Source organism: Rhodobacteraceae bacterium M385 (assembly GCA_025141835.1).
Lineage (GTDB): Bacteria > Pseudomonadota > Alphaproteobacteria > Rhodobacterales > Rhodobacteraceae > Gymnodinialimonas.
Genome location: CP081102.1, coordinates 1,514,383 through 1,534,371 on the forward strand (window position 1 = coordinate 1,514,383; position 19,989 = coordinate 1,534,371).

The window sequence follows — 19,989 nt, forward strand, 5'->3', positions numbered from 1 at the left end:
AAGGGACCCTTTGCGGGCAAGGGGGGCAATGGAAAACCACGAAGAGGGGCGGCAATGTCACGGATAACAGTCATCTTGGGGCTGGTGGTGACGGCCGTGATGGTCGGGCTGACGGCCTTCCCCCCGCCGATTTTTGAACGCGCCCGTGATGCGGTCTTTGATGGCTACCAACGCACGATGCCACGGCCCTACGACCCGACAGCGCCGGTCCATATCATCGACATTGATGAGGCCGCTTTGGACGCTTATGGTCAGTGGCCTTGGCCGCGCAGCTATTTGGCGGAACTGACGGATCGCTTGTTTGACCATGGTGCAGCGGCAGTGGGGTTCGATGTTTTGTTTCCCGAGCCGGACCGGACCTCTCCTGAATTGATCGTCGACTCCTGGGCCCGGTTCACCGACGGCGCGGCGCCCATCTTGCCAGACCTTGGCATTGCCCCCCATGACACGCGCTTTGCCGATGCGATGCGGGGCCGCGCGGTGGTTTTGTCGGTCGCGGGCGGGTTAGAGGGCTCCATGCCCGAGGCCGTGGCGGGATTTGCCGTGACCGGCGCCACGCCGAGCACGTTAACGACTTATCCCGGCGCGATCAGCAATCTGCCAGAGTTAACGGCGGCGGCCAGCGGGATTGGCACGATCTCTTTGGGGCGCAACACCGATGGAATTACGCGCAGCGTTCCCATGGTCTCGGACTTCGGCGGGGTGTTGATCCCGTCGCTGTCGGCCGAGCTATTGCGGGTGGCGCAGGGGGCGGGGGGGCATGTTTTGCGCACCTCGGAAGCGTCCGGCGAAATGTCGGGCGGAACCGTTGCGGCCACGGCGATGCAGGTCGGCGCGCTGTCTTTTCCGTTGGAGGCAGACGGGCGCTTTCGCCTTTACTACGCGGGCTACCAGCCAGAGAGGGTGACGCCAGTGGGCGCGTTGTTTGAGGCCGAAGGGATTAACCCAGAGCTGCAAAACCGGTTGGCGGGGCGGATCGTTTTGGTGGGATCGTCGGCGCAAGGCCTGTTCGATATTCGCACGACACCTTTGGATGGGCAGATCGCTGGCGTCACGCTACACGCTGAAATTATTGAGCAAATCGTGTCAGGCGCGTTTTTGATGCGGGCCGATTGGATGCGCGGGCTAGAGATTTTGATCGTCGCGCTGTCGGGTATCTTGTTAACCATCTTCATCCGGCTGGAGCGGCCCTTGCTTGGCCTTAGTGCGGCGCTGTTCTTTGGCGGCGGCTCTGTGGTGGGTGGGGTGATGGCGTTCTCTATGTGGGGGGTATTGTTCAATCCGGTGACGGCGGTGCTGACGGCGGTGCTTGTCTATCTTCCCGGCACGACCCTTGGCTATCTGGCGAAGGAACGCGCCCGCCGGTCGATCCGCGAACGCTTTGCCCGCTTCCTGCCGCCGCCTCTGATTGCCGAGATCGAAAAGAACCCAACGGCGGCCCTGACGCCTGAAGGGGCGGAGCGGGACTTGACGGTGATGTTCGTGGATATGCGCGGCTTCTCTACCGTGACCGAAGGGATGCCACCGGACCGCGTCGTTACCCTCGTTAACACTTTCCTCAGCGCCGTGGCCGAGGCTTTGGTAGATCACGGGGCCACGATCGACAAATTCATGGGCGACGCGGTGATGGCGTTTTGGAACGCGCCGATTGAGCGGGCCGACCACGCTAGCGCCGCCCTTGGTGCCCTTCATGCGGTGAATGAAGCGGCGGAACAGGCGAATTTTCTGCTGACCTCGCAAGGATTGCCGAGGGTTAATCTGGGGGTCGGGCTGAACACCGGGCCCGCGTCGGTGGGGTTGATGGGATCGCGCGACAGGCTGTCGTACACCTGCATCGGCGACAGCGTGACCCTTGCCGCGCGGCTAGAGGGGCTGACCCGCATTTATGGCACGCGCAACTGCGTGGGGCCGAACACAGTCGCCGAATGCCCGCCGCATTTGCAGGCCGTGACGTTGGATTTGATCGCGGTGAAGGGCTTTGCCAACGCGGTAGAGGTGTCCACGGTATTGCCGCGCATGACACCGGGGCTTGTGGCCTTTGCGACGGCCTTGGCCGAGGCGCGTGCCACCTTTATCGCCCAGGATTGGGCAGGGGCAGAAGAGGCGATGATGCGGGTGGCCAAGATCAAGGTGCCGACGTGCAACACGGCGCTTCTGGCGAAGGCCTATCTGGATCGGATCGAGGCCTATAAAGAAAGCCCCCCGCCAGCGGGCTGGCAGGGGGAATTTGTAGCGCAATCAAAGAGGTAAGGGTTGTTTCGTCCCTTGTGCCTAGACCTCTTAGCAGTCGTATTCGACTTTTCGTAGCGTCCGCCCATTGCCCGGGTAATAAAAGCAGTCATCTTCGGGAGCTTCGGGAAGGCCCTCTGGCAGACCTTCAAACAGGTCATCGAAGCGGAAATCCTCGTCGAAAATCTCGGGATCGAACTCTTCCCCGGTGGTGGACACGGGCCCACGATCCGACGGGTTGGGGTTATCCACGCCCGAGCCAAGGGTCGAGCCGCCACCGCCACCCGGCGCGCCGTCGATCAGTTCCAGCACTTGCGCGAGGAACGCGGGGTTTACACGGCCTTGGTAGCCATTTTCGGTCAACACACCGCCGCGACGGCTGGTGCAGGCCCGTTGTCCGCTTTCGGTCGACGTGATGCAGAGCCGCTCACCGGCCAGAAACACCGTAATCGTCTCGCCGTTTTGGTAAATGATCAAAGCGCTGGACCCACGAATGCCGATGGTGGCCGTGGGGGTCGTGACCGTTGCTTCCTGTCCCTGCGACAGCGCGCCGCCGATAAAGCGCAGCGCGCCTTGGGTCATTTGCAAGCCCATCTGGCCGGAGCCATTGGGGTTGAAAACGAATTCATCCAACACGATTGTCGTGTTTGGCGCCATCGACAGCGTTGTTTGATCGATAAACAGGAGCTGCCCCCGGCCTGAACCGGACGAGGCAATGGTCTCGTTCTGGACAACGCCCGCGCCCAAATCCAACGTCCGCGTGCCTGCACCGGGTGGGGTGCCGCGCAGCGTCGGCTCGCTTGAGGCGACAGTGCCGATGTTTTGCGCCGCCAAGGGCGCGGCGAATGTCAGGGCCGCAACGGCGGCCATTGTGATGGTCTTGAAGGGCATACTTAAAACTCCCAACCGACTTGGAATGTGTAAATTAATTCTTCGCGTGAAGTCGTCACACCGCTGGTCACAGAATCCTCAAAGACCTGTGCTGCGGTGGTTTCAATATAGATGTCTTCCAATACGAAGGCCCGTAGCCAGACCCCGTAGCTTTCTTCATCAATGTCCGTGGTGGTGCCGCCGTCGATCCGTTCTGCTTGGCCCGCTTCGGCCCATGCGCCCGCGATCCAGCGGTTTGGCAGATGTTCCCAACCCACGTCAAAGGCGTGTTGCGCGGCCAGTCGGACAGAGGCTTCGGTGATTTCTACGGGTGTGGGGTCATCCACTTCCTGACGCCCGCCCACGGTGCCCGATAGCCGGAACCGTGTGTCACGAGAGGGGCGGTAAGTTACGCCCAGATCGAAATCGTAGAAGTCGTAATCGGAGTCGGTGGACGCGTGGGCGATCTCTCGGCCCGTTGTTGCGTCGGCGTAGACGGTGAAGCGTTCGTCAATCGGGTTGGCGTAGGAAAGGCCCACCCCCCAAGAGGTGTAATCGCCCGACAAGGTGGAATCGTTTTGGAACCAGCCAAGCTCGGCATAGGCTTGCAGGCGCGGGCCGTAGGCGTCGCGGCTCAGGCGCCATTGCGGGCCGGTGCGCAAGCGCCCGGAGCTGCGGCTGTTGATCGAGCTGTCGCCGGGCTCATAGCTGGAGAAGGCGAATTCGGTGATCCATTGGGTGACATCGGAGTCGCCCATGTCGATACGCCAATCCACCGAGCCGGTCACGAAGGCGCCCTGTTCGCCGCTGGTGTCGGCATAGGCGTAGCCCACAGCAAGGCGGCCCCGGTAGTCGGAGCGGTCATCGCGGTCCTGCGCTTCTTCCCGGTAGCGGGCCACTTGGGTCAATTGCGCAGGCGTCAAGGTGCCCGAGGATTGGGCCGCGGCAAGGTGATACTCGGCCACCGCGTAGGAGCCCAAGGCAAAGTAGGCAATCGCCAGCTCTACACGGGCCGCAGAGTTGTTGGGCTCTAGGTCAACAAGGCGTTCCAAGGTCGCGGCTGCGGCCTCAAAATCACGGGCTTGGACAGACAGGCGCGCGTAATCGCGCATCAGCTGTCGGTTGCTTGGGTCGGTCAGCATCTGCTGGAAAATGGCTTGGCGCTGTGCGTCATCGCCCGCGTTTTGCGCCGCAAGCGGCGTGGAGATCAGCGAGAGCGTGGCGATGGTTGCCAGAAGGGGGGCTCGGAACATTATCGGGCCTCACAAAAAGAGAGAGAAAGGGAGTCGAACGAATAGCGAAACCATACGGGGCATGGGCACTTTGTACAATGAACAGCGCAAAACCGCCTGATGAGTACGCGGCCCATGCGGCATTGCGGCAACGGTCACGGGGCGAGGGCGCGGGAGGGCGGCGATATTACCAGCCCAGTCTTATTATCCGCCCAGTTTTGCGTGAACCTCGTCCAGATCAATCTCACCGATGGGCATCTTGTTGCCGGGATTGTCGAAGTCATATTTGAACAGATCGAAATCGCGGTGATAGATTTCCTTGACCAGATGCATCGAGAGATCGTCGAAATAATCCTCAACCGGGTGCAGGCGCTTGGGGCCGTGGCCCTCAGATTCGTTGAAGCGCGGCACATCCTTTAGCTTGATCGGATGGGCGTTATCGGTCGCATCCAGCACGCTTTGCATGCCGTCGTTGAAGCTTTCGGTCCAGAAAATCTTATCGTAGCGCCCGCCGTTCACGATGAACGTGGAAACATGGCCCGACATCGCGGACCAATGAATATCCGGGTCCATCGGCTTGCGCCAACGAATGGTGTCGCGGGTAAACAGCAAGAACCGGCGGAAGCTGGCGATCTGGTCGAACTCCCCCTTGCCATCATCGCCGCCCACTTCGATCCCGTATTTCTGAATCAGTAGTGGCACCATATTGCCGCGATAGCGGCGGCCATTGCGTTGAATGCCGCAGATTTTATCGAAGAAGCTGGATAGGATGCGGGTGTAGGGATTGCGCACACAGGTAAAGGCATAGCTTTTGTGGGCCTGAACGTTGCTGGTGATAACGGGCTGGCTATCGTCAAACGCCCATTTATGCATGCCGCCGGTGGCATCGTGGATGTCGCCATCAAAGTATTCGCCATTGTCGGCGTAGTACATGATCTGACCGATGGTCGAGCAGGCGCATTTGGGTACCACACGATACACCATGCTTTCGCTTGTCGTCATCCAGGTGCCCGGAAATCCCATATGTTCGTACCTCACGTGATGCCCGGTGCTGTGTTCACCCGGTCTTAAGACATAAATTGCAAAGAATTGGTGTCGCTTCAATCTCTCTCAGGTATTAATACGTTAACAACAAGGCGCAACAATGCGCGTAAGTCCGGGGCAATCGTTTCCAGAATGGCAAAAATCGCCTTTATTCTCCTGTGTCACAAGGATGCGCCAAGCATCATCCGTCAGGCTGAGCGTTTGACGGCGACGGGCGATTATGTGTCGATTCATTTTGACGCAAACGCGAAACCGGCGGATTTTTCAGCACTTCAAGAGGCCCTGAAGGACAACGCGGGCGTCACCTTTGCCAAAAAGCGCATCAAATGCGGTTGGGGGGAGTGGTCGCTGTGCCAAGCGACGCTGCACGCGATTGAAGCGGCGGTCGAGGCGTTTCCCAAGGCGTCGCATTTCTACATGCTGTCGGGGGATTGCGCGGCGGTAAAGTCGGCTGACTACGCCCATAAGTTCCTTGATGACCGCGACATGGATTATGTCGAAAGCTTCGATTTCTTCAACTCGGACTGGATCAAGACGGGCTTCAAGGGTGAGCGCCTGTTCTACCGCCACTTCTTTAACGAGCGGAACCATAAGAAGCTGTTCTATGCCTCGTTCCATTTGCAGCGCAAACTTCGGCTGGAGCGCAAGATCCCCGACGACATTCAGGTGATGATCGGTTCGCAATGGTGGTGCCTGCGGCGCAGCACGATCGAGGCGATCTTGGATTTCTGCCGCGAACGCCCCGATGTGATCCGCTTCTTCAAGACGACCTGGATTCCGGATGAGACATTCTTCCAAACCCTCGTGCGCCACCTCGTGCCGTCGCGCGAGATTGAAAGCCGGACCCTGACGTTCAAGATGTTCAGCGACTACGGCATGCCGGTTACTTTCTACAACGATCAGTATGACCTGTTGATTTCGCAGGATTATCTGTTCGCCCGCAAGATTTCTGCCGAGGCCACCTTGCTGAAGGACCGCCTTGGCGCCTTGTGGAATTCGGACCGCAAGGATTTCGCCACCTCGAAGGAGGGGCCGAAACTACACGCCTTCCTGACCGGGCGAGGCCGGGTGGGCAAACGCTTTGGCACAAGGTTTTGGGAACGCGAAAGCACCCTTGGGGCGGACCGCGACCTCTATATGTTGGTGTGCAAGAAATGGCACGTCGCCAAGCGGCTTCTCAAAGCCTCGTCCGAGAAGTTGGATGTGCGCGGGATCGAGTATCTTTTTGATGAAGAGGGCTGCCGCGTCCCGCATCTGGGCGGGATTGAACGCACAATGGAAAAGCGCAACCGCCACCGCCGTGCGCTGGTGCGGATGCTGTTTGATTACTACGGCACCGAACAGTTGGTGATCTGCCTTGATCCGGCCAACCTAGACCTGATGCGTGATTTCATGTCCGATCGGGCGAACGCGCGAATCCTCGAATTGCAATGTACCTTTGATGACCAATATCTGGTGGGCCACGCGCACCGTGTTGGGCTGGCAACGGACGACACGCCGGGCGAGGTTTTGCAACGGATGCTACCCACCCTGCGCCATGAGTTTCTGGACGAGCAGATGGAAATCCGAGAGGCGGAGTTCAAACAGCACTGGCGTTTGAAAGAGGGTAAATCGGCCGAAGAAAACGGCGCCGTGCTGGCGGACTTCTTCGGAATAGACCAAGACGTTGGTCGAGAGTTAGCCCAGACCCAACACCTGTTTGCAGATTAAAAGGGGGCTTTGATGGCCTATTCTTACGACGACCAGAACATTTTCGCGAAGATCTTACGCGGGGAGATTCCAAACAAAACCGTGGCCGAAAGCGAGCATACGTTGGCCTTCGCCGACCTGTACCCGCAAGCGCCCGTACATGTCTTGGTGATCCCCAAGGGACCATATGTGTGTTTTGACCACTTTGCCGCCGAAGCATCCGATGCGGAAATCGCAGACTTTCACCGGGTTGCGGCACAGGTCTGTGCGCAGGTGTCACCCGGAAACGGTGGGGCGGGATTCCGCACGATCTCCAACGCGGGCGATGATGGGGTGCAAGAGGTGCCGCATTACCACATGCATGTTTTGGGCGGGCGTCCCTTGGGGCGGATGTTGGCGAAGGCCTGATATGGGGCGCGCGCGGCCTCAAGCCCCGGCCCAAAAGGTTGGGCCAGAGCCGCTCGGCCCCACGCGCTGCCGCGGATGCGTTGACAGGTCGCGCGGCCACGGGGCCGGTGCGGCGTGCTCCACCCTTGCCCGGTCGCAAGACCTCTGCCATATCCAAAAGCAGCCACAGTGAATGGAGCCCCATGATGAGCATTGACGCCCCCGAGATCGAGATTGTGACCGCGACCCGCGTTGCCTGCGATGGTGGAGAGGGCGCCTTGGGCCATCCGCGCGTGTGGTTGATGATCGACCCCGACAGCGGCTTCGTGGAGTGCGGTTATTGCGACAAGAAGTTCATCCACAAGGATTTCGCGGACGCCGCAGAGTGATCCGCCGCTTCGGCAAGGGTTTGGGCCGCCTTTTTGGGGCGGCCTTTTTCGTTGTCGCGCTCTATCTTTTTGGGGCGGTGGTGGGCGGGCTGATCCCCGGCCGCTCTGCCGATATTCCAGCAGGCGATGATGTTGAAATTGCACTGTTGTTCGGGCCGATCCACGTCGATTTTCTGCTACCCGCCACGGCGCAGACCCGAGAGGCGCTGCAATTTGCGCGCGCTGGCGGGGTTTGGGTGGATGACGCGGGCGTGGGCTATTTCATCGTCGGCTGGGGCGCGCGGGACTTCTACACCACGACACCGCAATGGGCAGACCTGAGCGCGAGGGCGACGCTGCGGGCGATCACCGGCGATGCCTCGGTCCTGCGGGTAGACGTGGTGCAGCCAAACATCGCCTTCGACCAATTGCCCCGCCTGTCGCTTTCCGCCGATCAATACACGGCGCTTTTGGCCGAGATCACCGCGACGGCCACGCCGGACGCGATCGGGGTGGAGGCACCGGGCCACCGCCCCACATCTGGTTTCGTGGAGGCGCGGGGGCGGTTTCACATCCTGCGGACTTGCAACACATGGGTCGGGCGCGTGTTGCGCGGGGCCGGGGTGCCCATGGGTGCATGGACGCCGACCCCCTATGCCGTGCGCCTGTCCCTGTGGCGGGCGGGATTAAGTTAACGCCGTTAAGGGATTCCCTGAGATTGGTAAAAATCCCAGTCGCGCCCGCCCAATTGGCACGGTAGAACGAAGCCAACCATTAGGAGGGGCGCACATGGCATTCGGAAAAGGGCATCATCTACATCTGGTGGATGGCTCGGCCTTCATCTTTCGCGCCTACCACGCGCTGCCACCGCTGACGCGAAAATCTGATGGTCTGCCGATCGGGGCCGTCGCCGGGTTCTGCAACATGCTGCACCGCATGATCGAGGCCAACACAGGCCCCGACGCCCCCACCCATGCTGCTGTTATCTTTGACAAAGGTAGCCACACCTTCCGCAACGACCTTTACGACCAGTACAAAGCCAACCGCGAGGCGATGCCCGAGGATTTGCGCCCGCAGATGCCGCTGACCCGGGACGCGACGCGGGCGTTTAACCTCGCCTGCATCGAGATGGAGGGGTTTGAGGCCGACGACATTATCGCCACCTACGCCCGCCAAGCGCGCGAGGCCGGGGGGCGTTGCACGATCATTTCCTCGGACAAGGACATGATGCAATTGGTCGGCGGCGGCGTGGAGATGTTCGACGCCATGAAGAACACCCGCATCGACCGAGAGGGGGTGGAGGCCAAGTTCGGTGTTGGGCCCGAGCGTGTGGTGGATGTGCAGGCCTTGGCCGGGGATAGCGTGGACAACGTGCCCGGCGCGCCGGGGATCGGGATCAAGACGGCGGCCCTTTTGATCAATGAATACGGGGACTTGGATGCGCTATTGGAGCGGGCGGCGGAAATCAAGCAACCCAAACGCCGCCAAACCCTGATCGACAACGAGGCGCAAATTCGCCTGTCTCGGCAGTTGGTTCTGCTGGATGATCAGGTGCAAATCCCCGAGTCGTTGGATGAGCTGGAAGTGCGTGAGCCAGATCCCGAAGTGCTACTGGGTTTCCTTGCCGAGATGGAGTTCCGCACGTTAACCAAACGCATTGCGGATCGGGCAGGCATGGAGGCGCCCGCCATTGCAGAGCCTGCGGCCCCCGCCGCCCAAGATGCCCCCGAAATGCCCCCCATCGACCATGCGGGGTACGAGGTGGTTAATGACGTTAAGACCTTGCAGGACTGGGTAGACCGGGCCTCGGCCCGGGGCACCGTGGCGTTTGATACGGAAACGACCTCGCTTAACGAAATGGTGGCGGAATTGGTCGGCGTTTCGCTCTGCATCGAGCCGGGAAAAGCTTGCTACATCCCATTGTTGCACCGGGGCGGCGGCGACGACCTGTTTGCCGATACCGCTCTGGCCGAAGGGCAAATCCCCTTTGAGGACGCGCTGGCCGTGTTGAAGCCGATGCTAGAGGACGAAAGCGTCCTGAAAGTCGCGCAGAACGCCAAATACGACGTGAAGGTGCTGGCCAATTACGGCGTGACCGTCGCGCCCATCGACGACACGATGTTGCTGTCTTACGCGCTTCATGGCGGCTTGCATAACCACGGTATGGACAGCCTGTCGGAACGCTACCTTGGACACACGCCTTTACCGATTAAGTCCCTGATCGGAAGCGGAAAATCTCAAATCACCTTTGACCGTGTTCCCATCGCCGATGCCGCCCCCTATGCGGCAGAAGACGCCGATATCACGTTGCGGTTTCACAAGCTGTTCAAGCCGAAACTGCACACGGCCGGCGTCACAAAAGTGTACGAGAAGTTAGAGCGTCCGCTGGTGCCCGTTCTGGCTCGAATGGAGCGATCCGGCATCAAAGTGGACCGTGAAGTTCTCAGCCGCATGTCCAATGCTTTCGCCCAGAAGATGGCGGGTCTTGAGGCGGAAATCCATGAGCTTGCGGGCGAGAGCTTCAATGTAGGCTCCCCCGCGCAATTGGGTGAAATCCTGTTTGATAAGATGGGGTTGCAAGGCGGTAAAAAGGGTAAAACCGGGAAGTATTCCACCGGCGCAGATATTCTAGAAGATCTGGCTACGGAACATGACCTGCCGGGCCGGGTGTTGGATTGGCGGCAGCTGTCGAAGCTGAAATCCACCTATACCGACGCGCTGCAAGATCACATCAACCCCGATACGGGCCGCGTCCACACCAGCTATTCGATTGCGGGCGCGAACACGGGGCGTTTGGCCTCCACCGATCCGAATTTGCAGAATATTCCGATCCGGTCCGAGGAAGGCCGCCGCATCCGCGAGGCTTTCGTAGCAGAACCCGGTAAGGTTTTGGTGGCGCTTGATTATTCCCAGATTGAGCTGCGCATTCTGGCCCATATCGCGGGCATCGACGCGCTGAAACAAGCCTTCAAGGAAGGACAGGATATTCACGCGGCAACGGCGTCCGAGATGTTCAACGTGCCCCTCGAAGACATGACGCCGGACGTGCGCCGGCAGGCCAAGGCGATTAACTTTGGGGTGATTTACGGCATTTCGGGCTTCGGGTTGGCGCGTAATCTGCGCATCCCACGGGCCGAGGCTCAGGGCTTCATCGACCGCTATTTTGAACGCTTCCCCGGCATCCGCACCTACATGGACGACACGAAGAAATTCGCCAAGGACCACCTCTATGTAGAGACCCTGTTCGGCCGCAAAATTCACACGCCCGAGATCAACGCCAAGGGCCCCGGTGCAGGTTTCGCGGGCCGGGCCGCGATCAACGCGCCGATCCAAGGCACCGCCGCCGATATTATTCGGCGCGCCATGGTGCGGATGGAGGACGCAATCCAAGACATTCCCGCCACGATGCTGCTGCAAGTCCACGATGAATTGGTGTTTGAAGTGGACGAAGACGCCACGGATGCCCTGATTTCGACGGCGAAAGAGGTGATGGAAGGTGCGGCTGATCCCGCCGTGCATCTGTCGGTGCCCATCACGGTGGACGCAGGCCAAGGCGCGAACTGGGCCGAGGCGCATTAAGCGCGGCCACCGAAACGCAAGGCGCAAGAATGACCGACCCGATCCATAATTGGCCCGAGCTGCGCGCCTTCGCGATATCGCTCAACCTACCCAAGGTGGAGGACGCGGTCAGTTGGGGAAACCCTAACTTGAAAGCCCACGGCAAGATGTGGTGTTGGTGGTCACCATACGTTGATGCAGCGATTTTCAAGGGCACGGCCGAGGAGCGAGAGATGTTGATGGCGGCTGAGCCCGAGACATTCGTGATGCACGATCACTATGCCAAAACGGGGCTCATTTTGGTCGCCGCAGGACGGATTGACCGCGCTTGGGCCGAGGCACGGTTGCAGCGCAGTTGGCGAGATAACGCGCCCAAGCGGTGGTTGGCGAAATACGACGCGGGGGAGGTCTAAGATGCAGTGGCTCTATGTGTTACGCGGCACGCTGGTGGCCTATGTCTTTGGCGTTTTGCTCGTCGCTATCCCGACCCTGATTGACGGCGGTGAAGCGCCCGGGGCAATATGGCTTGTGGCGTTCTTTGGGCTTTTTGCGCTGATCCCGCTCCAGACTGTTGTCTTCGTCATTTGGGGAATTTTCGCTAAGAAACAAACGCTTGTGACCTATCGACACGCAATGGGCATTTGCGCGGGGGTCTTCTTTGGTTTGACGTTTCTTAGCACGCTAGCGGATGGGGAATTCCTCGTGGGTTTGGTGATGGCCGTCGCAAGCCCGATCGTGGGGGCGATTTTTGGCGGCGTGTTCTGGGTCGGCGCGTTCGGGTTTCGCAAGGAAATGCAAATGGGCAAAGAAATGCAGGTTCGTAGACGGACGCCAGAGGGCCTGCGCTGATGCTTATCGCGGTGAACAAGCCGATGAACATGCTGTCGCAATTCACCTCGGAAGGGGGCTGGCCCGCGCTGGACGCGCTTGGATTGCCCAAGGGTGTTTATGCCGCCGGGCGGTTGGACCGCGATAGCGAAGGGCTGCTTCTGCTGACGGACGATGGCGGGCTACAGGCGCGGATATCTTCACCTAAGTACAAGTCACCCAAGGTTTATTTTGCGCTGGTGGAAGGGGTGCCCGATGACGCTGCCTTGGCCAAACTGCGCACGGGCGTCGTTCTGAAAGACGGCAAGACCGCGCCATGCGAGGCCGAGGCCGTGGACACGCCCGATTGGATTTGGGACCGTGACCCCCCGGTGCGCATCCGCAAGAGCATTACCGATACATGGGTGCGGTTAACCCTGACGGAGGGTAAAAACCGCCAAGTGCGCCGCATGTGCGCGAGCGTTGGTTTCCCTGTGATCCGGCTGGTGCGGTTCTCTATCGGGCCCCATGATATCAGAGAGTTAGCGCCCGGAGAATGGCGAGAGCTGTAGTCTAGGCGCTACAGGTGATCTCGATCCAGCCGGGCAGGAGGCCGCGGGGCGGCGTCACCTCGACCGATAGAAGGGACATGTTGATCATTTCGCACCGCATAGCGGCGGAATAGTCGATGGCGAAGCGGTCCAATTCACTGACCGGAGGCCAATAGGGCGCGACAAATCCTAGGTCGCCACCACCCATATAAGCCGGGAACACGAAAGGGCCGACAGGGTCGGCCCGGGTGGCAATCAAAACCACCATGGTGAGAAGGCTGCCGAGGGCCATAAGGCCCAGGGCTTTGAGTAATCTCACGCCAGCATAACCATTGGGTTTTCAAGGTTGTCCTTGATCGCGGCCAGAAGCTCGGCCCCCAAGGCGCCATCAATCACACGGTGATCGACAGAAAGCGTGGTGGACATGACGGTGGCAACGGTCAGCTCTCCATCCGCGCCGACGACGGGCTTCTTGACGCCTGCACCGACCGCCAGGATCGCGCCATGGGGCGGATTGATGACGGCGTCAAAATTCTCGATCCCCATCATCCCGAGGTTCGAGATCGCGAAAGATCCGCCCACATATTCATGGGGCTGCAATTTGCCATCGCGGGCTCGGCCTGCAAGGTCCTTCATCTCGGCAGACAGCGCCGAAAGCGATTTCGTATCGCTGTCCTGCAACACCGGGGTGAACAGACCGCCATCCACAGCAACCGCAACCGCGACGTCGGAAGGCTTCAGCTTGATCATCCGGTCGCCGGCCCAAACGGCGTTGGCGTCGGGCACCTGTTGCAGGGCAAGGGCGCAGGCCTTGATGACAAAGTCGTTGACCGACAGTTTCACGCCGCGGCCTTCCAGCTGTTTGTTGAGCTGAGAGCGGAACTTGAGCAGCGCATCCAGTTGGATATCGCGGCGCAGGTAGAAGTGCGGGATCGTCTGCTTGGCCTCGGTGAGGCGGGCGGCGACGGTCTTGCGCATGCCGTTGAGTTTGACCTCTTCGAACTCGCGGCCTTCGTACATCTTGAGGACTTGCTCTGCGCTTGGCCCCGTGGGCATGGACCCACCCGCAGCGGAGGCGGCGGCTTTGGGGGCTTCGGCCGGGGCAGAAGCGGCTTTGGGGGCGGCAGATGCGCCTTCCACATCCGCCTTCACGATGCGGCCATGGGGACCAGAGCCGGTGATCGAGGCAAGGTCAATGCCCTTATCCGCAGCAATGCGCCGCGCGAGGGGGGACGCGAAGATGCGCTCGCCGCTGGCCGAGGAAGGGGCTGCGGGGGCAGGGGTGGCCGCTGTCGCGGCAGGCTTGGCGTCCGCCTGCTCGGCGTCGGACGAGGCTTCCACGGCGCCGGAATCTGCGGCGGGCGCGGTTGGCGCGGCAGAGAAATCTTCGCCCTCTTCGCCGATCAGGGCGATGGCGGTGTTGACCTTCACGCCCTCGGTGCCTTCGGCGACAAGGATCTTGCCGATAATGCCTTCATCGACGGCTTCAAATTCCATCGTGGCTTTGTCGGTCTCAATCTCGGCCAGAAGGTCGCCAGATTGGACGGTGTCACCTTCTTTGACGAGCCATTTGGCAAGGGTGCCTTCCTCCATCGTGGGGGAGAGGGCGGGCATGAGAAGTTCAATAGGCATGGGTTTCTCCCTTGGAGGGGGTGTCGCTTATTCGAGCGTGATGTGAGTGAAGGGCGCACGCGGGGCGGCGCCTTTCTTGAGGGCTTTGACGGCGTCTGTCAGGTCGTGCTGCTGCGTGGCGATCCATTCGTAAGCCTGATCGTGGCTGACAGCGTTGCCGGTGCCATATTGCTGAGACAGCAAGGCGTCCGGGATCAGAGCAACCACCGCATCCCCGCCCAGATCGACGGAGACACGGTAGGCATCAGCAGAAGCATTTTTACCAAGGATTTGCATCAGCGGTAGGTCACCTGTTTACACGCGGCCACGACTTCATCGGTGGTGATGAGCGCGTGGCGTTCCAGATTGGCCGCATAGGGCATGGGCACGTCTTTGCCGGTGCAGTTGATGACAGGCGCATCGAGGTAATCGAAGGCGTTTTCCATCAAATAGGCGCTGAGGTGGTTGCCGATAGAGGCGACGGGGAAGCCTTCCTCTACGGTGACGCAGCGGTTGGTCTTCATCACCGAGGCGAGCAAGGTGTCATAGTCCAGCGGACGCAGGGTGCGCAGGTCGATGACTTCGGCAGAGATGCCTTCTTCGGCCAGTTTCTCGGCCGCTTCCAGCGCGTAGGTCATGCCGATGCCGAAGGACACGATGGTCAGGTCCGTACCTTCGCGCCAAATCTTGGCTTTGCCGAAGGGGATGGTGAAATCATCCAAGTCCGGCACCTCGAACGAGCGGCCATAGAGGATCTCGTTTTCGAGGAAAATCACCGGGTTGGGGTCGCGAATGGCGGTTTTCAGCAGGCCTTTGGCGTCGGCGGCCGAGTAGGGCATCACAACCTTGAGGCCGGGCACCTGAGCGTACCATGCGGCGTAATCGTGCGAATGCTGCGCGCCCACACGGGCGGCGGCACCGTTGGCGCCGCGGAACACCATGGGTGCGCCCATTTGGCCACCGGACATATAGAGCGTCTTGGCGGCGGAGTTGATGATATGGTCAATCGCCTGCATGGCGAAGTTGAAGGTCATGAACTCCACAATCGGCTTGAGACCGCCGAAAGAGGCACCGACACCGATACCGGCGAAACCATGCTCGGTGATTGGCGTGTCGATGACGCGCTTGGCGCCAAATTCGTCCAACATGCCTTGGGTGATCTTGTAGGCACCGTTATACTCGGCGACTTCCTCACCCATCACGAAAACGGTTTCGTCGGCGCGCATTTCTTCCGACATCGCATCGCGGAGCGCTTCGCGCACCGTTTGCGTTTTCATCGCCGTGCCCTCAGGCCAGTCGGGCGAGGTGTCTGTCTTCGGCGCGGCGGGGGCGGCTGCTGCAACGGGGGCCGCCTGCTCAGCCGCTGGCGCGGCTTCCTCGGCGCTTGGCGCTGGCGCGGCAGAAGCAGAAGACATGTCTTCGCCTTCCTCACCGATGATGGCGATGGCGGTGTTCACTTTCACGCCTTCGGTGCCTTCTTCGATCAGGATCTTGCCAATCACGCCTTCATCGACCGCCTCGAATTCCATCGTGGCTTTGTCGGTTTCAATCTCGGCCAAGATATCGCCGGATTGTACTGTGTCGCCTTCCTTGACCATCCATTTGGCCAAAGTCCCTTCTTCCATCGTGGGGGAGAGGGCGGGCATCAGAATTTCTACAGCCATTTACATAGCCTCCCCTTGCGGTGCCTCTTCGGCGTAAATGTCGGTCCAAAGCTCCTCCAGCGCGGGCTCGGGCGAGGTTTTCGCGAACTCGGCGGATTCGTTGACGATTTCCTTGATCTCTTTGTCGATGGCTTTCAGATCCTCTTCTGAGGCATGGCCCCCGGTCAGCAGCATCTGGCGCACATGTTCGATCGCGTCGCGCTTTTCGCGCATTTCCTGCACTTCTTCACGGGTCCGGTATTTGGCCGGATCAGACATGGAGTGGCCGCGATAGCGGTAGGTTTTGATTTCCAAAATGTAGGGGCCTTTGCCCGCACGGCAGTGGGCCACGGCCTTTTCGCCAGCGGCCTTCACGGCCAGAACGTCCATGCCGTCCACTTCTTCGCCGGGGATGCCGTAGGCGACGCCACGTTCCCAGTAGGAAGGCGACTTGGTGGAGCGTTGGGTAGAGGTGCCCATGGCGTATTGGTTGTTTTCAATGACAAAAATGCAGGGCAGTTCCCACAGCTCAGCCATGTTGTAGGCCTCGTAGACCTGGCCCTGGTTGGCCGCACCGTCGCCAAAATAGGTGAAGGTTACGCGGTCATTACCCAGATATTTATCGGCGAAGGCAAGGCCCGCGCCAATTGGCACCTGAGCCGCCACAATGCCGTGGCCACCGTAGAAATGCTTCTCCTTGGAGAACATATGCATGGAGCCGCCTTTGCCCTTGGAATAGCCCCCCTCGCGGCCTGTCAGCTCGGCCATGACGCCCTTGGCATCCATACCACACGCCAGCATGTGGCCGTGATCGCGGTAAGAGGTGACGCGCTTGTCGCCTTCCTCGGCTGCGGCTTCCAACCCGACAACAACCGCTTCCTGACCGATATAGAGGTGACAGAAGCCACCAATCAGGCCCATGCCGTACAGTTGGCCCGCTTTTTCTTCAAAGCGGCGGATCAAGAGCATCTCACGGTAGTATTTTTTGAGATCCTCGGCGGAGACATTGGCCTTAGAGCCTGTCTTTTCGGTCGTCTTGCGTGCAGCCATCGCGCGCCACTCCTCTTCGAGCCGGGAATAGTTTAACGTTGAACCAATTCTTATCAGAGGTTTCGCCGGGAGTCTTCCGGTAATGCTGACGCAGGGGCACAGACCTGCCATGTGCGCAGGGAATGCCTTTGATTACAGGAAATTAGAGGCGGATTTCGGGTGAAATAATCGGTGCAGGTGAAAAATGTCGGCCCGCGCTGCGGCGAAACCGGCCTAGGGTAGGATCACTTCGTCCGGGCGCACGTACCCCAAAACGCTGCGGGCGCGTTCATCCAGAAGGTCAATGTCCAGATAATCGTCCGAGAGGCGTCGGGTCAGGATTTCCATCCTTTGGGTCTGCATTTGCAAGGCGGCGAGTTCTTCGGTCAAACGGTCCCGCTCTGCCTCGACCTGAATACGTTGAAACAGGCCGTTGTTCCCCTGCACCGCGGTGAAGGTGAAGTAAAATCCCACAAGGAACAGGATGCCCGGTACGATGGCTCGGGTCAGGGAAAGGGTCCGCAACATGGTTCTGCCTCTTGGCTTGCACAAGCCATTTAGTGCGGGCCTCTACCGGGCCCGTCCTAGACAGATTCGCATAATTTTAAGGCTTTGTGAATCCCCCACATGTTGTGGGGCAAAAAGTGCCGTGGCCTAGGTGATCGAGGCCGCGTGGATCGCGCCTATCGCGTCGTCCAGCTTGGCGTTGAAGGCGGCTTGGTCCTGTTGTGCCGAAAGTCCCTCGGTCAGGGCGCGGCTGAAGCTGGCGATCATGCCGTGGTTGGCGGACAATCTGCCATTTGCTTCGTCCCGTGTGTAGCCGCCCGAAAGGGCCACGACGCGCATCACTTTGGGGTGGGCAATCAGCGGGGCGTAGAAATCGGCCTCTTCAGGGAGGGTCAGCTTCAACATGATCTGTTGGTCGCCAGACATCCCGTCCAATTCGGCCAAGATCGCATCACGCAACACGGCTTCAACCTCGGCTTTAGCGGGCGCGGTGATTGAGACTTCAGGCTCCAGAATAGGCACCATGCCGTGGTTCAACACCTGCGCACCAACCTTGAATTGCTGCGCCACATTGGCGGCGATGCCTTGAGCGTTCGGCTCGGCAATAACCGACCGCGCCTTGGTGCCGAAGATGCCCTTTGCGGCAGCGCGTTCCAGCGTCGCGTCCAGATCAGGCATAGGCTTGAGCATCTGCACGCCGTCGCCTGCGGCCTCCAACCCCTTGTCGATCTTCAGGAAGGGCACCACCTGGCGTTGCGACCACAGGTATTCGGCGGCGGGGGTGCCGTCGATCTCGCGGTCCATCGTCATCTCGAACAAGATCGCGCCGATAACCTTCTTGCCGGTGAAGGCGGGGGCGGTGGCGATGCGGGCACGCATGGCATGGATCAAGTCGAACATCTCGGCGTCCGAGCCATAGGCGGTTTCATCGACGCCGTATTGCTTCAACGCTTTGGGCGTCGAGCCGCCAGATTGGTCCAACGCGGCGATAAAGCCCGCGCCCTTTTGCATTTGTGCGATCTGCTCGACGTTGCCCATGGGATGCTCCTTCGGTTCCGTTAACCGGGGTCTAAGGGGCAGAAACGGGGGCGTCCATCATGGTTGCGCTACCATTGGCAAAGGTTAGGTTTTTGCGGCTTCCAATGCGGCAACACCGGGCAGGGTCTTGCCCTCCATCCATTCCAAAAACGCACCGCCGGCGGTGGAGATGTAGGAGAAATCATCCGCCACGCCCGCCTTGTTCAGGGCCGCGACCGTGTCGCCGCCCCCAGCGACCGAGATCAGGTCCTTGGCGGTGGTGGCGATGGCGGCAAGTTTGGCGGCACGTACGGTGGCGGCGTCAAAGGGTTCCATCTCGAAGGCACCAAGGGGGCCGTTCCAGATCAAGGTTTCGGTTTCCTGCAACAGTGCGTCGAACGCATCAACCGTTGCCGGGCCCGCATCAAGGATCATCGCGTCATCGGGGCAGGCATCGGCGGGGAGTGTCTCGGAAGGGGCGTGGGCCTTGAATTCACGGGCCACGACAATGTCGATGGGAAGGTGAATGACGCAGCCTGTCTCGGCGGCCTTGTCCATGATCTCCCGCGCCGTGTCGGCCAGATCGTGCTCACACAGCGATGTGCCAACGGTCAGGCCCTGCGCCGCAAGGAAGGTGTTAGCCATGCCGCCGCCGATCACCAGATGATCCACCTTTTCGATCAGGTTGCTGAGCAGATCCAATTTGGACGAGACCTTGGCTCCGCCTACAACCGCCGTGACCGGGTGGGCAGGAGAGCCAAGCGCGCGGTCCAGCGCATTCAGCTCTTCCGCCATCAAGCGCCCGGCACAAGCGGGCAGCAATCGCGCCACCCCCTCGGTCGAGGCATGGGCCCGATGCGCCGCCGAGAAGGCGTCATTGCAATAAACATCGCCCAAAGAGGCCAGAAAGCCCGCCATCTTCGGGTCGTTGGCCTCTTCCATGGCCGCAAACCGTGTGTTTTCGATCAAGGTCACGGTGCCCTCAGGCAGGGCGTCGAGGCTCTCGCGATCGGGGCGTTCGACAAAGTGCACTGGCTGTCCAAGGGCCTCTTCCAGCGCGGGGACCGTCACCCGAAGGCTCATCTCGGGCACGTATTCGCCCTTGGGGCGACCGAAGTGCGCCAACATCACCGGGCGCCCGCCTTTGGCGAGGATATCTTTGATCGTCGGCACGATGCGCGTGATGCGGGTGGCGTCCGTCACCTTCCCATCCTCCACGGGCACGTTGATGTCCACGCGGGTCAGCACAAGTTTGCCTGACAGGTCCATGTCGTCGAGGGTGTTAAAGCGCATGGTATCCTCCTGCGGTGCCAGTCGATTTATGTCTCGCATGAGGCGAGGGCGCACCGAAAGAGTTTAGATGCCTCCGGCGGCGATATTTTTGAAAAGATGAAGGGGGGCGGCGCGCGTGAGACTCTCGCCCCTCTTCATCTTTTTCCAAATATCG

The 19,989-nt window shown here is 60.2% G+C and carries 20 protein-coding genes; 9 read left to right on the plus strand and 11 right to left on the minus strand.

What is annotated here, in order from left to right; all coding sequences use genetic code 11:
* Positions 1–54 precede the first annotated feature (54 nt).
* Positions 55–2,250 carry an adenylate/guanylate cyclase domain-containing protein gene (locus K3728_07390; GenBank protein ID UWQ97033.1) on the plus strand — a complete coding sequence of 732 codons (2,196 nt, stop codon included), beginning with the start codon at positions 55–57 and terminating at the stop codon, positions 2,248–2,250.
* A 30-nt stretch (positions 2,251–2,280) separates the two neighbouring features.
* On the opposite strand, the gene K3728_07395 is transcribed toward K3728_07390, so the two are convergent.
* From K3728_07395 to K3728_07405, 3 genes are all read right to left on the minus strand, one after another.
* Positions 2,281–3,120: a FecR family protein gene (locus K3728_07395; GenBank protein ID UWQ97034.1), complete on the minus strand. Its 840-nt coding sequence runs from the start codon at positions 3,118–3,120 to the stop codon at positions 2,281–2,283.
* A gap of 2 nt (positions 3,121–3,122) precedes the next feature.
* Positions 3,123–4,352, minus strand: a complete 1,230-nt coding sequence (locus K3728_07400; GenBank protein ID UWQ97035.1) for a tetratricopeptide repeat protein — start codon at positions 4,350–4,352, stop codon at positions 3,123–3,125.
* A 183-nt stretch (positions 4,353–4,535) separates the two neighbouring features.
* Positions 4,536–5,354: a sulfotransferase family protein gene (locus tag K3728_07405; GenBank protein ID UWQ97036.1), complete on the minus strand. Its 819-nt coding sequence runs from the start codon at positions 5,352–5,354 to the stop codon at positions 4,536–4,538.
* A gap of 153 nt (positions 5,355–5,507) precedes the next feature.
* On the opposite strand from K3728_07405, the gene K3728_07410 reads away from it, so the two are divergent.
* The 8 genes from K3728_07410 to K3728_07445 all read left to right on the plus strand — a co-directional run bounded on the left by K3728_07410 (position 5,508) and on the right by K3728_07445 (position 12,756).
* Positions 5,508–7,085 (plus strand): beta-1,6-N-acetylglucosaminyltransferase, encoded by a 1,578-nt coding sequence (locus K3728_07410; protein UWQ97037.1) that lies wholly within the window; start codon positions 5,508–5,510, stop codon positions 7,083–7,085.
* A gap of 12 nt (positions 7,086–7,097) precedes the next feature.
* Complete coding sequence (locus tag K3728_07415; GenBank protein UWQ97038.1) at positions 7,098–7,472, plus strand: HIT domain-containing protein; 375 nt, start codon at positions 7,098–7,100, stop codon at positions 7,470–7,472.
* A 185-nt stretch (positions 7,473–7,657) separates the two neighbouring features.
* Entirely contained in the window at positions 7,658–7,840 is a 183-nt protein-coding gene (locus tag K3728_07420) for a zinc-finger domain-containing protein (protein UWQ97480.1), read from the plus strand.
* A complete protein-coding gene (locus tag K3728_07425) occupies positions 7,837–8,514 on the plus strand; it encodes a DUF2459 domain-containing protein (protein ID UWQ97039.1) in 678 nt (225 codons plus the stop codon). Before K3728_07420 ends, K3728_07425 begins: the two co-directional genes overlap by 4 nt.
* Before the next feature lie 94 nt (positions 8,515–8,608).
* Positions 8,609–11,398, plus strand: a complete 2,790-nt coding sequence (gene polA / locus K3728_07430) for a DNA polymerase I (GenBank protein ID UWQ97040.1) — start codon at positions 8,609–8,611, stop codon at positions 11,396–11,398.
* Positions 11,399–11,427: 29 nt separating this feature from the next.
* Positions 11,428–11,790: an MmcQ/YjbR family DNA-binding protein gene (locus K3728_07435; GenBank protein ID UWQ97041.1), complete on the plus strand. Its 363-nt coding sequence runs from the start codon at positions 11,428–11,430 to the stop codon at positions 11,788–11,790.
* A gap of 1 nt (position 11,791) precedes the next feature.
* Positions 11,792–12,226 (plus strand): hypothetical protein, encoded by a 435-nt coding sequence (locus K3728_07440; protein UWQ97042.1) that lies wholly within the window; start codon positions 11,792–11,794, stop codon positions 12,224–12,226.
* The gene (locus K3728_07445; protein ID UWQ97043.1) at positions 12,226–12,756 is read left to right on the plus strand and encodes a pseudouridine synthase; all 531 of its coding nucleotides are present in this window, start codon (positions 12,226–12,228) and stop codon (positions 12,754–12,756) included. The genes K3728_07440 and K3728_07445 overlap by 1 nt, the downstream gene beginning before the upstream one ends.
* A gap of 1 nt (position 12,757) precedes the next feature.
* Here the strand turns inward: K3728_07445 and K3728_07450 are convergent, their stop codons facing one another.
* The 8 genes from K3728_07450 to K3728_07485 form a co-directional block, all read right to left on the minus strand.
* On the minus strand, positions 12,758–13,054 hold the full coding sequence (locus K3728_07450) for a hypothetical protein (GenBank protein ID UWQ97044.1): 297 nt from the start codon (positions 13,052–13,054) through the stop codon (positions 12,758–12,760).
* Positions 13,051–14,367, minus strand: coding sequence for a pyruvate dehydrogenase complex dihydrolipoamide acetyltransferase (locus K3728_07455; GenBank protein ID UWQ97045.1), 1,317 nt, complete (start codon positions 14,365–14,367; stop codon positions 13,051–13,053). The genes K3728_07450 and K3728_07455 overlap by 4 nt, the downstream gene beginning before the upstream one ends.
* A gap of 27 nt (positions 14,368–14,394) precedes the next feature.
* Complete coding sequence (locus K3728_07460) at positions 14,395–14,643, minus strand: hypothetical protein (protein ID UWQ97046.1); 249 nt, start codon at positions 14,641–14,643, stop codon at positions 14,395–14,397.
* Positions 14,643–16,010: a pyruvate dehydrogenase complex E1 component subunit beta gene (locus K3728_07465; GenBank protein ID UWQ97047.1), complete on the minus strand. Its 1,368-nt coding sequence runs from the start codon at positions 16,008–16,010 to the stop codon at positions 14,643–14,645. The genes K3728_07460 and K3728_07465 overlap by 1 nt, the downstream gene beginning before the upstream one ends.
* Positions 16,011–17,039 carry a pyruvate dehydrogenase (acetyl-transferring) E1 component subunit alpha gene (gene pdhA / locus K3728_07470; protein ID UWQ97048.1) on the minus strand — a complete coding sequence of 343 codons (1,029 nt, stop codon included), beginning with the start codon at positions 17,037–17,039 and terminating at the stop codon, positions 16,011–16,013. It abuts the gene before it with no gap.
* A gap of 213 nt (positions 17,040–17,252) precedes the next feature.
* Positions 17,253–17,546 (minus strand): septum formation initiator family protein, encoded by a 294-nt coding sequence (locus tag K3728_07475; GenBank protein ID UWQ97049.1) that lies wholly within the window; start codon positions 17,544–17,546, stop codon positions 17,253–17,255.
* A 126-nt stretch (positions 17,547–17,672) separates the two neighbouring features.
* Positions 17,673–18,563 (minus strand): fructose bisphosphate aldolase, encoded by an 891-nt coding sequence (locus K3728_07480; GenBank protein ID UWQ97050.1) that lies wholly within the window; start codon positions 18,561–18,563, stop codon positions 17,673–17,675.
* 84 nt (positions 18,564–18,647) lie between these two features.
* Positions 18,648–19,835: a phosphoglycerate kinase gene (locus K3728_07485; protein UWQ97051.1), complete on the minus strand. Its 1,188-nt coding sequence runs from the start codon at positions 19,833–19,835 to the stop codon at positions 18,648–18,650.
* Positions 19,836–19,989: the final 154 nt, after the last annotated feature.

Bases quoted from the DNA above. Each gene is read 5' to 3' on its own strand.
- K3728_07390 (UWQ97033.1), top strand. From the start codon at position 55: ATGTCACGGATAACAGTCATCTTGGGGCTGGTGGTGACGGCCGTGATG.
- K3728_07395 (UWQ97034.1), bottom strand. From the start codon at position 3,120: ATGCCCTTCAAGACCATCACAATGGCCGCCGTTGCGGCCCTGACATTC.
- K3728_07400 (UWQ97035.1), bottom strand. From the start codon at position 4,352: ATGTTCCGAGCCCCCCTTCTGGCAACCATCGCCACGCTCTCGCTGATC.
- K3728_07405 (UWQ97036.1), bottom strand. From the start codon at position 5,354: ATGGGATTTCCGGGCACCTGGATGACGACAAGCGAAAGCATGGTGTAT.
- K3728_07410 (UWQ97037.1), top strand. From the start codon at position 5,508: ATGGCAAAAATCGCCTTTATTCTCCTGTGTCACAAGGATGCGCCAAGC.
- K3728_07415 (UWQ97038.1), top strand. From the start codon at position 7,098: ATGGCCTATTCTTACGACGACCAGAACATTTTCGCGAAGATCTTACGC.
- K3728_07420 (UWQ97480.1), top strand. From the start codon at position 7,658: ATGAGCATTGACGCCCCCGAGATCGAGATTGTGACCGCGACCCGCGTT.
- polA (UWQ97040.1), top strand. From the start codon at position 8,609: ATGGCATTCGGAAAAGGGCATCATCTACATCTGGTGGATGGCTCGGCC.
- K3728_07435 (UWQ97041.1), top strand. From the start codon at position 11,428: ATGACCGACCCGATCCATAATTGGCCCGAGCTGCGCGCCTTCGCGATA.
- K3728_07440 (UWQ97042.1), top strand. From the start codon at position 11,792: ATGCAGTGGCTCTATGTGTTACGCGGCACGCTGGTGGCCTATGTCTTT.
- K3728_07445 (UWQ97043.1), top strand. From the start codon at position 12,226: ATGCTTATCGCGGTGAACAAGCCGATGAACATGCTGTCGCAATTCACC.
- K3728_07455 (UWQ97045.1), bottom strand. From the start codon at position 14,367: ATGCCTATTGAACTTCTCATGCCCGCCCTCTCCCCCACGATGGAGGAA.
- K3728_07460 (UWQ97046.1), bottom strand. From the start codon at position 14,643: ATGCAAATCCTTGGTAAAAATGCTTCTGCTGATGCCTACCGTGTCTCC.
- K3728_07465 (UWQ97047.1), bottom strand. From the start codon at position 16,010: ATGGCTGTAGAAATTCTGATGCCCGCCCTCTCCCCCACGATGGAAGAA.
- pdhA (UWQ97048.1), bottom strand. From the start codon at position 17,039: ATGGCTGCACGCAAGACGACCGAAAAGACAGGCTCTAAGGCCAATGTC.
- K3728_07475 (UWQ97049.1), bottom strand. From the start codon at position 17,546: ATGTTGCGGACCCTTTCCCTGACCCGAGCCATCGTACCGGGCATCCTG.
- K3728_07480 (UWQ97050.1), bottom strand. From the start codon at position 18,563: ATGGGCAACGTCGAGCAGATCGCACAAATGCAAAAGGGCGCGGGCTTT.
- K3728_07485 (UWQ97051.1), bottom strand. From the start codon at position 19,835: ATGCGCTTTAACACCCTCGACGACATGGACCTGTCAGGCAAACTTGTG.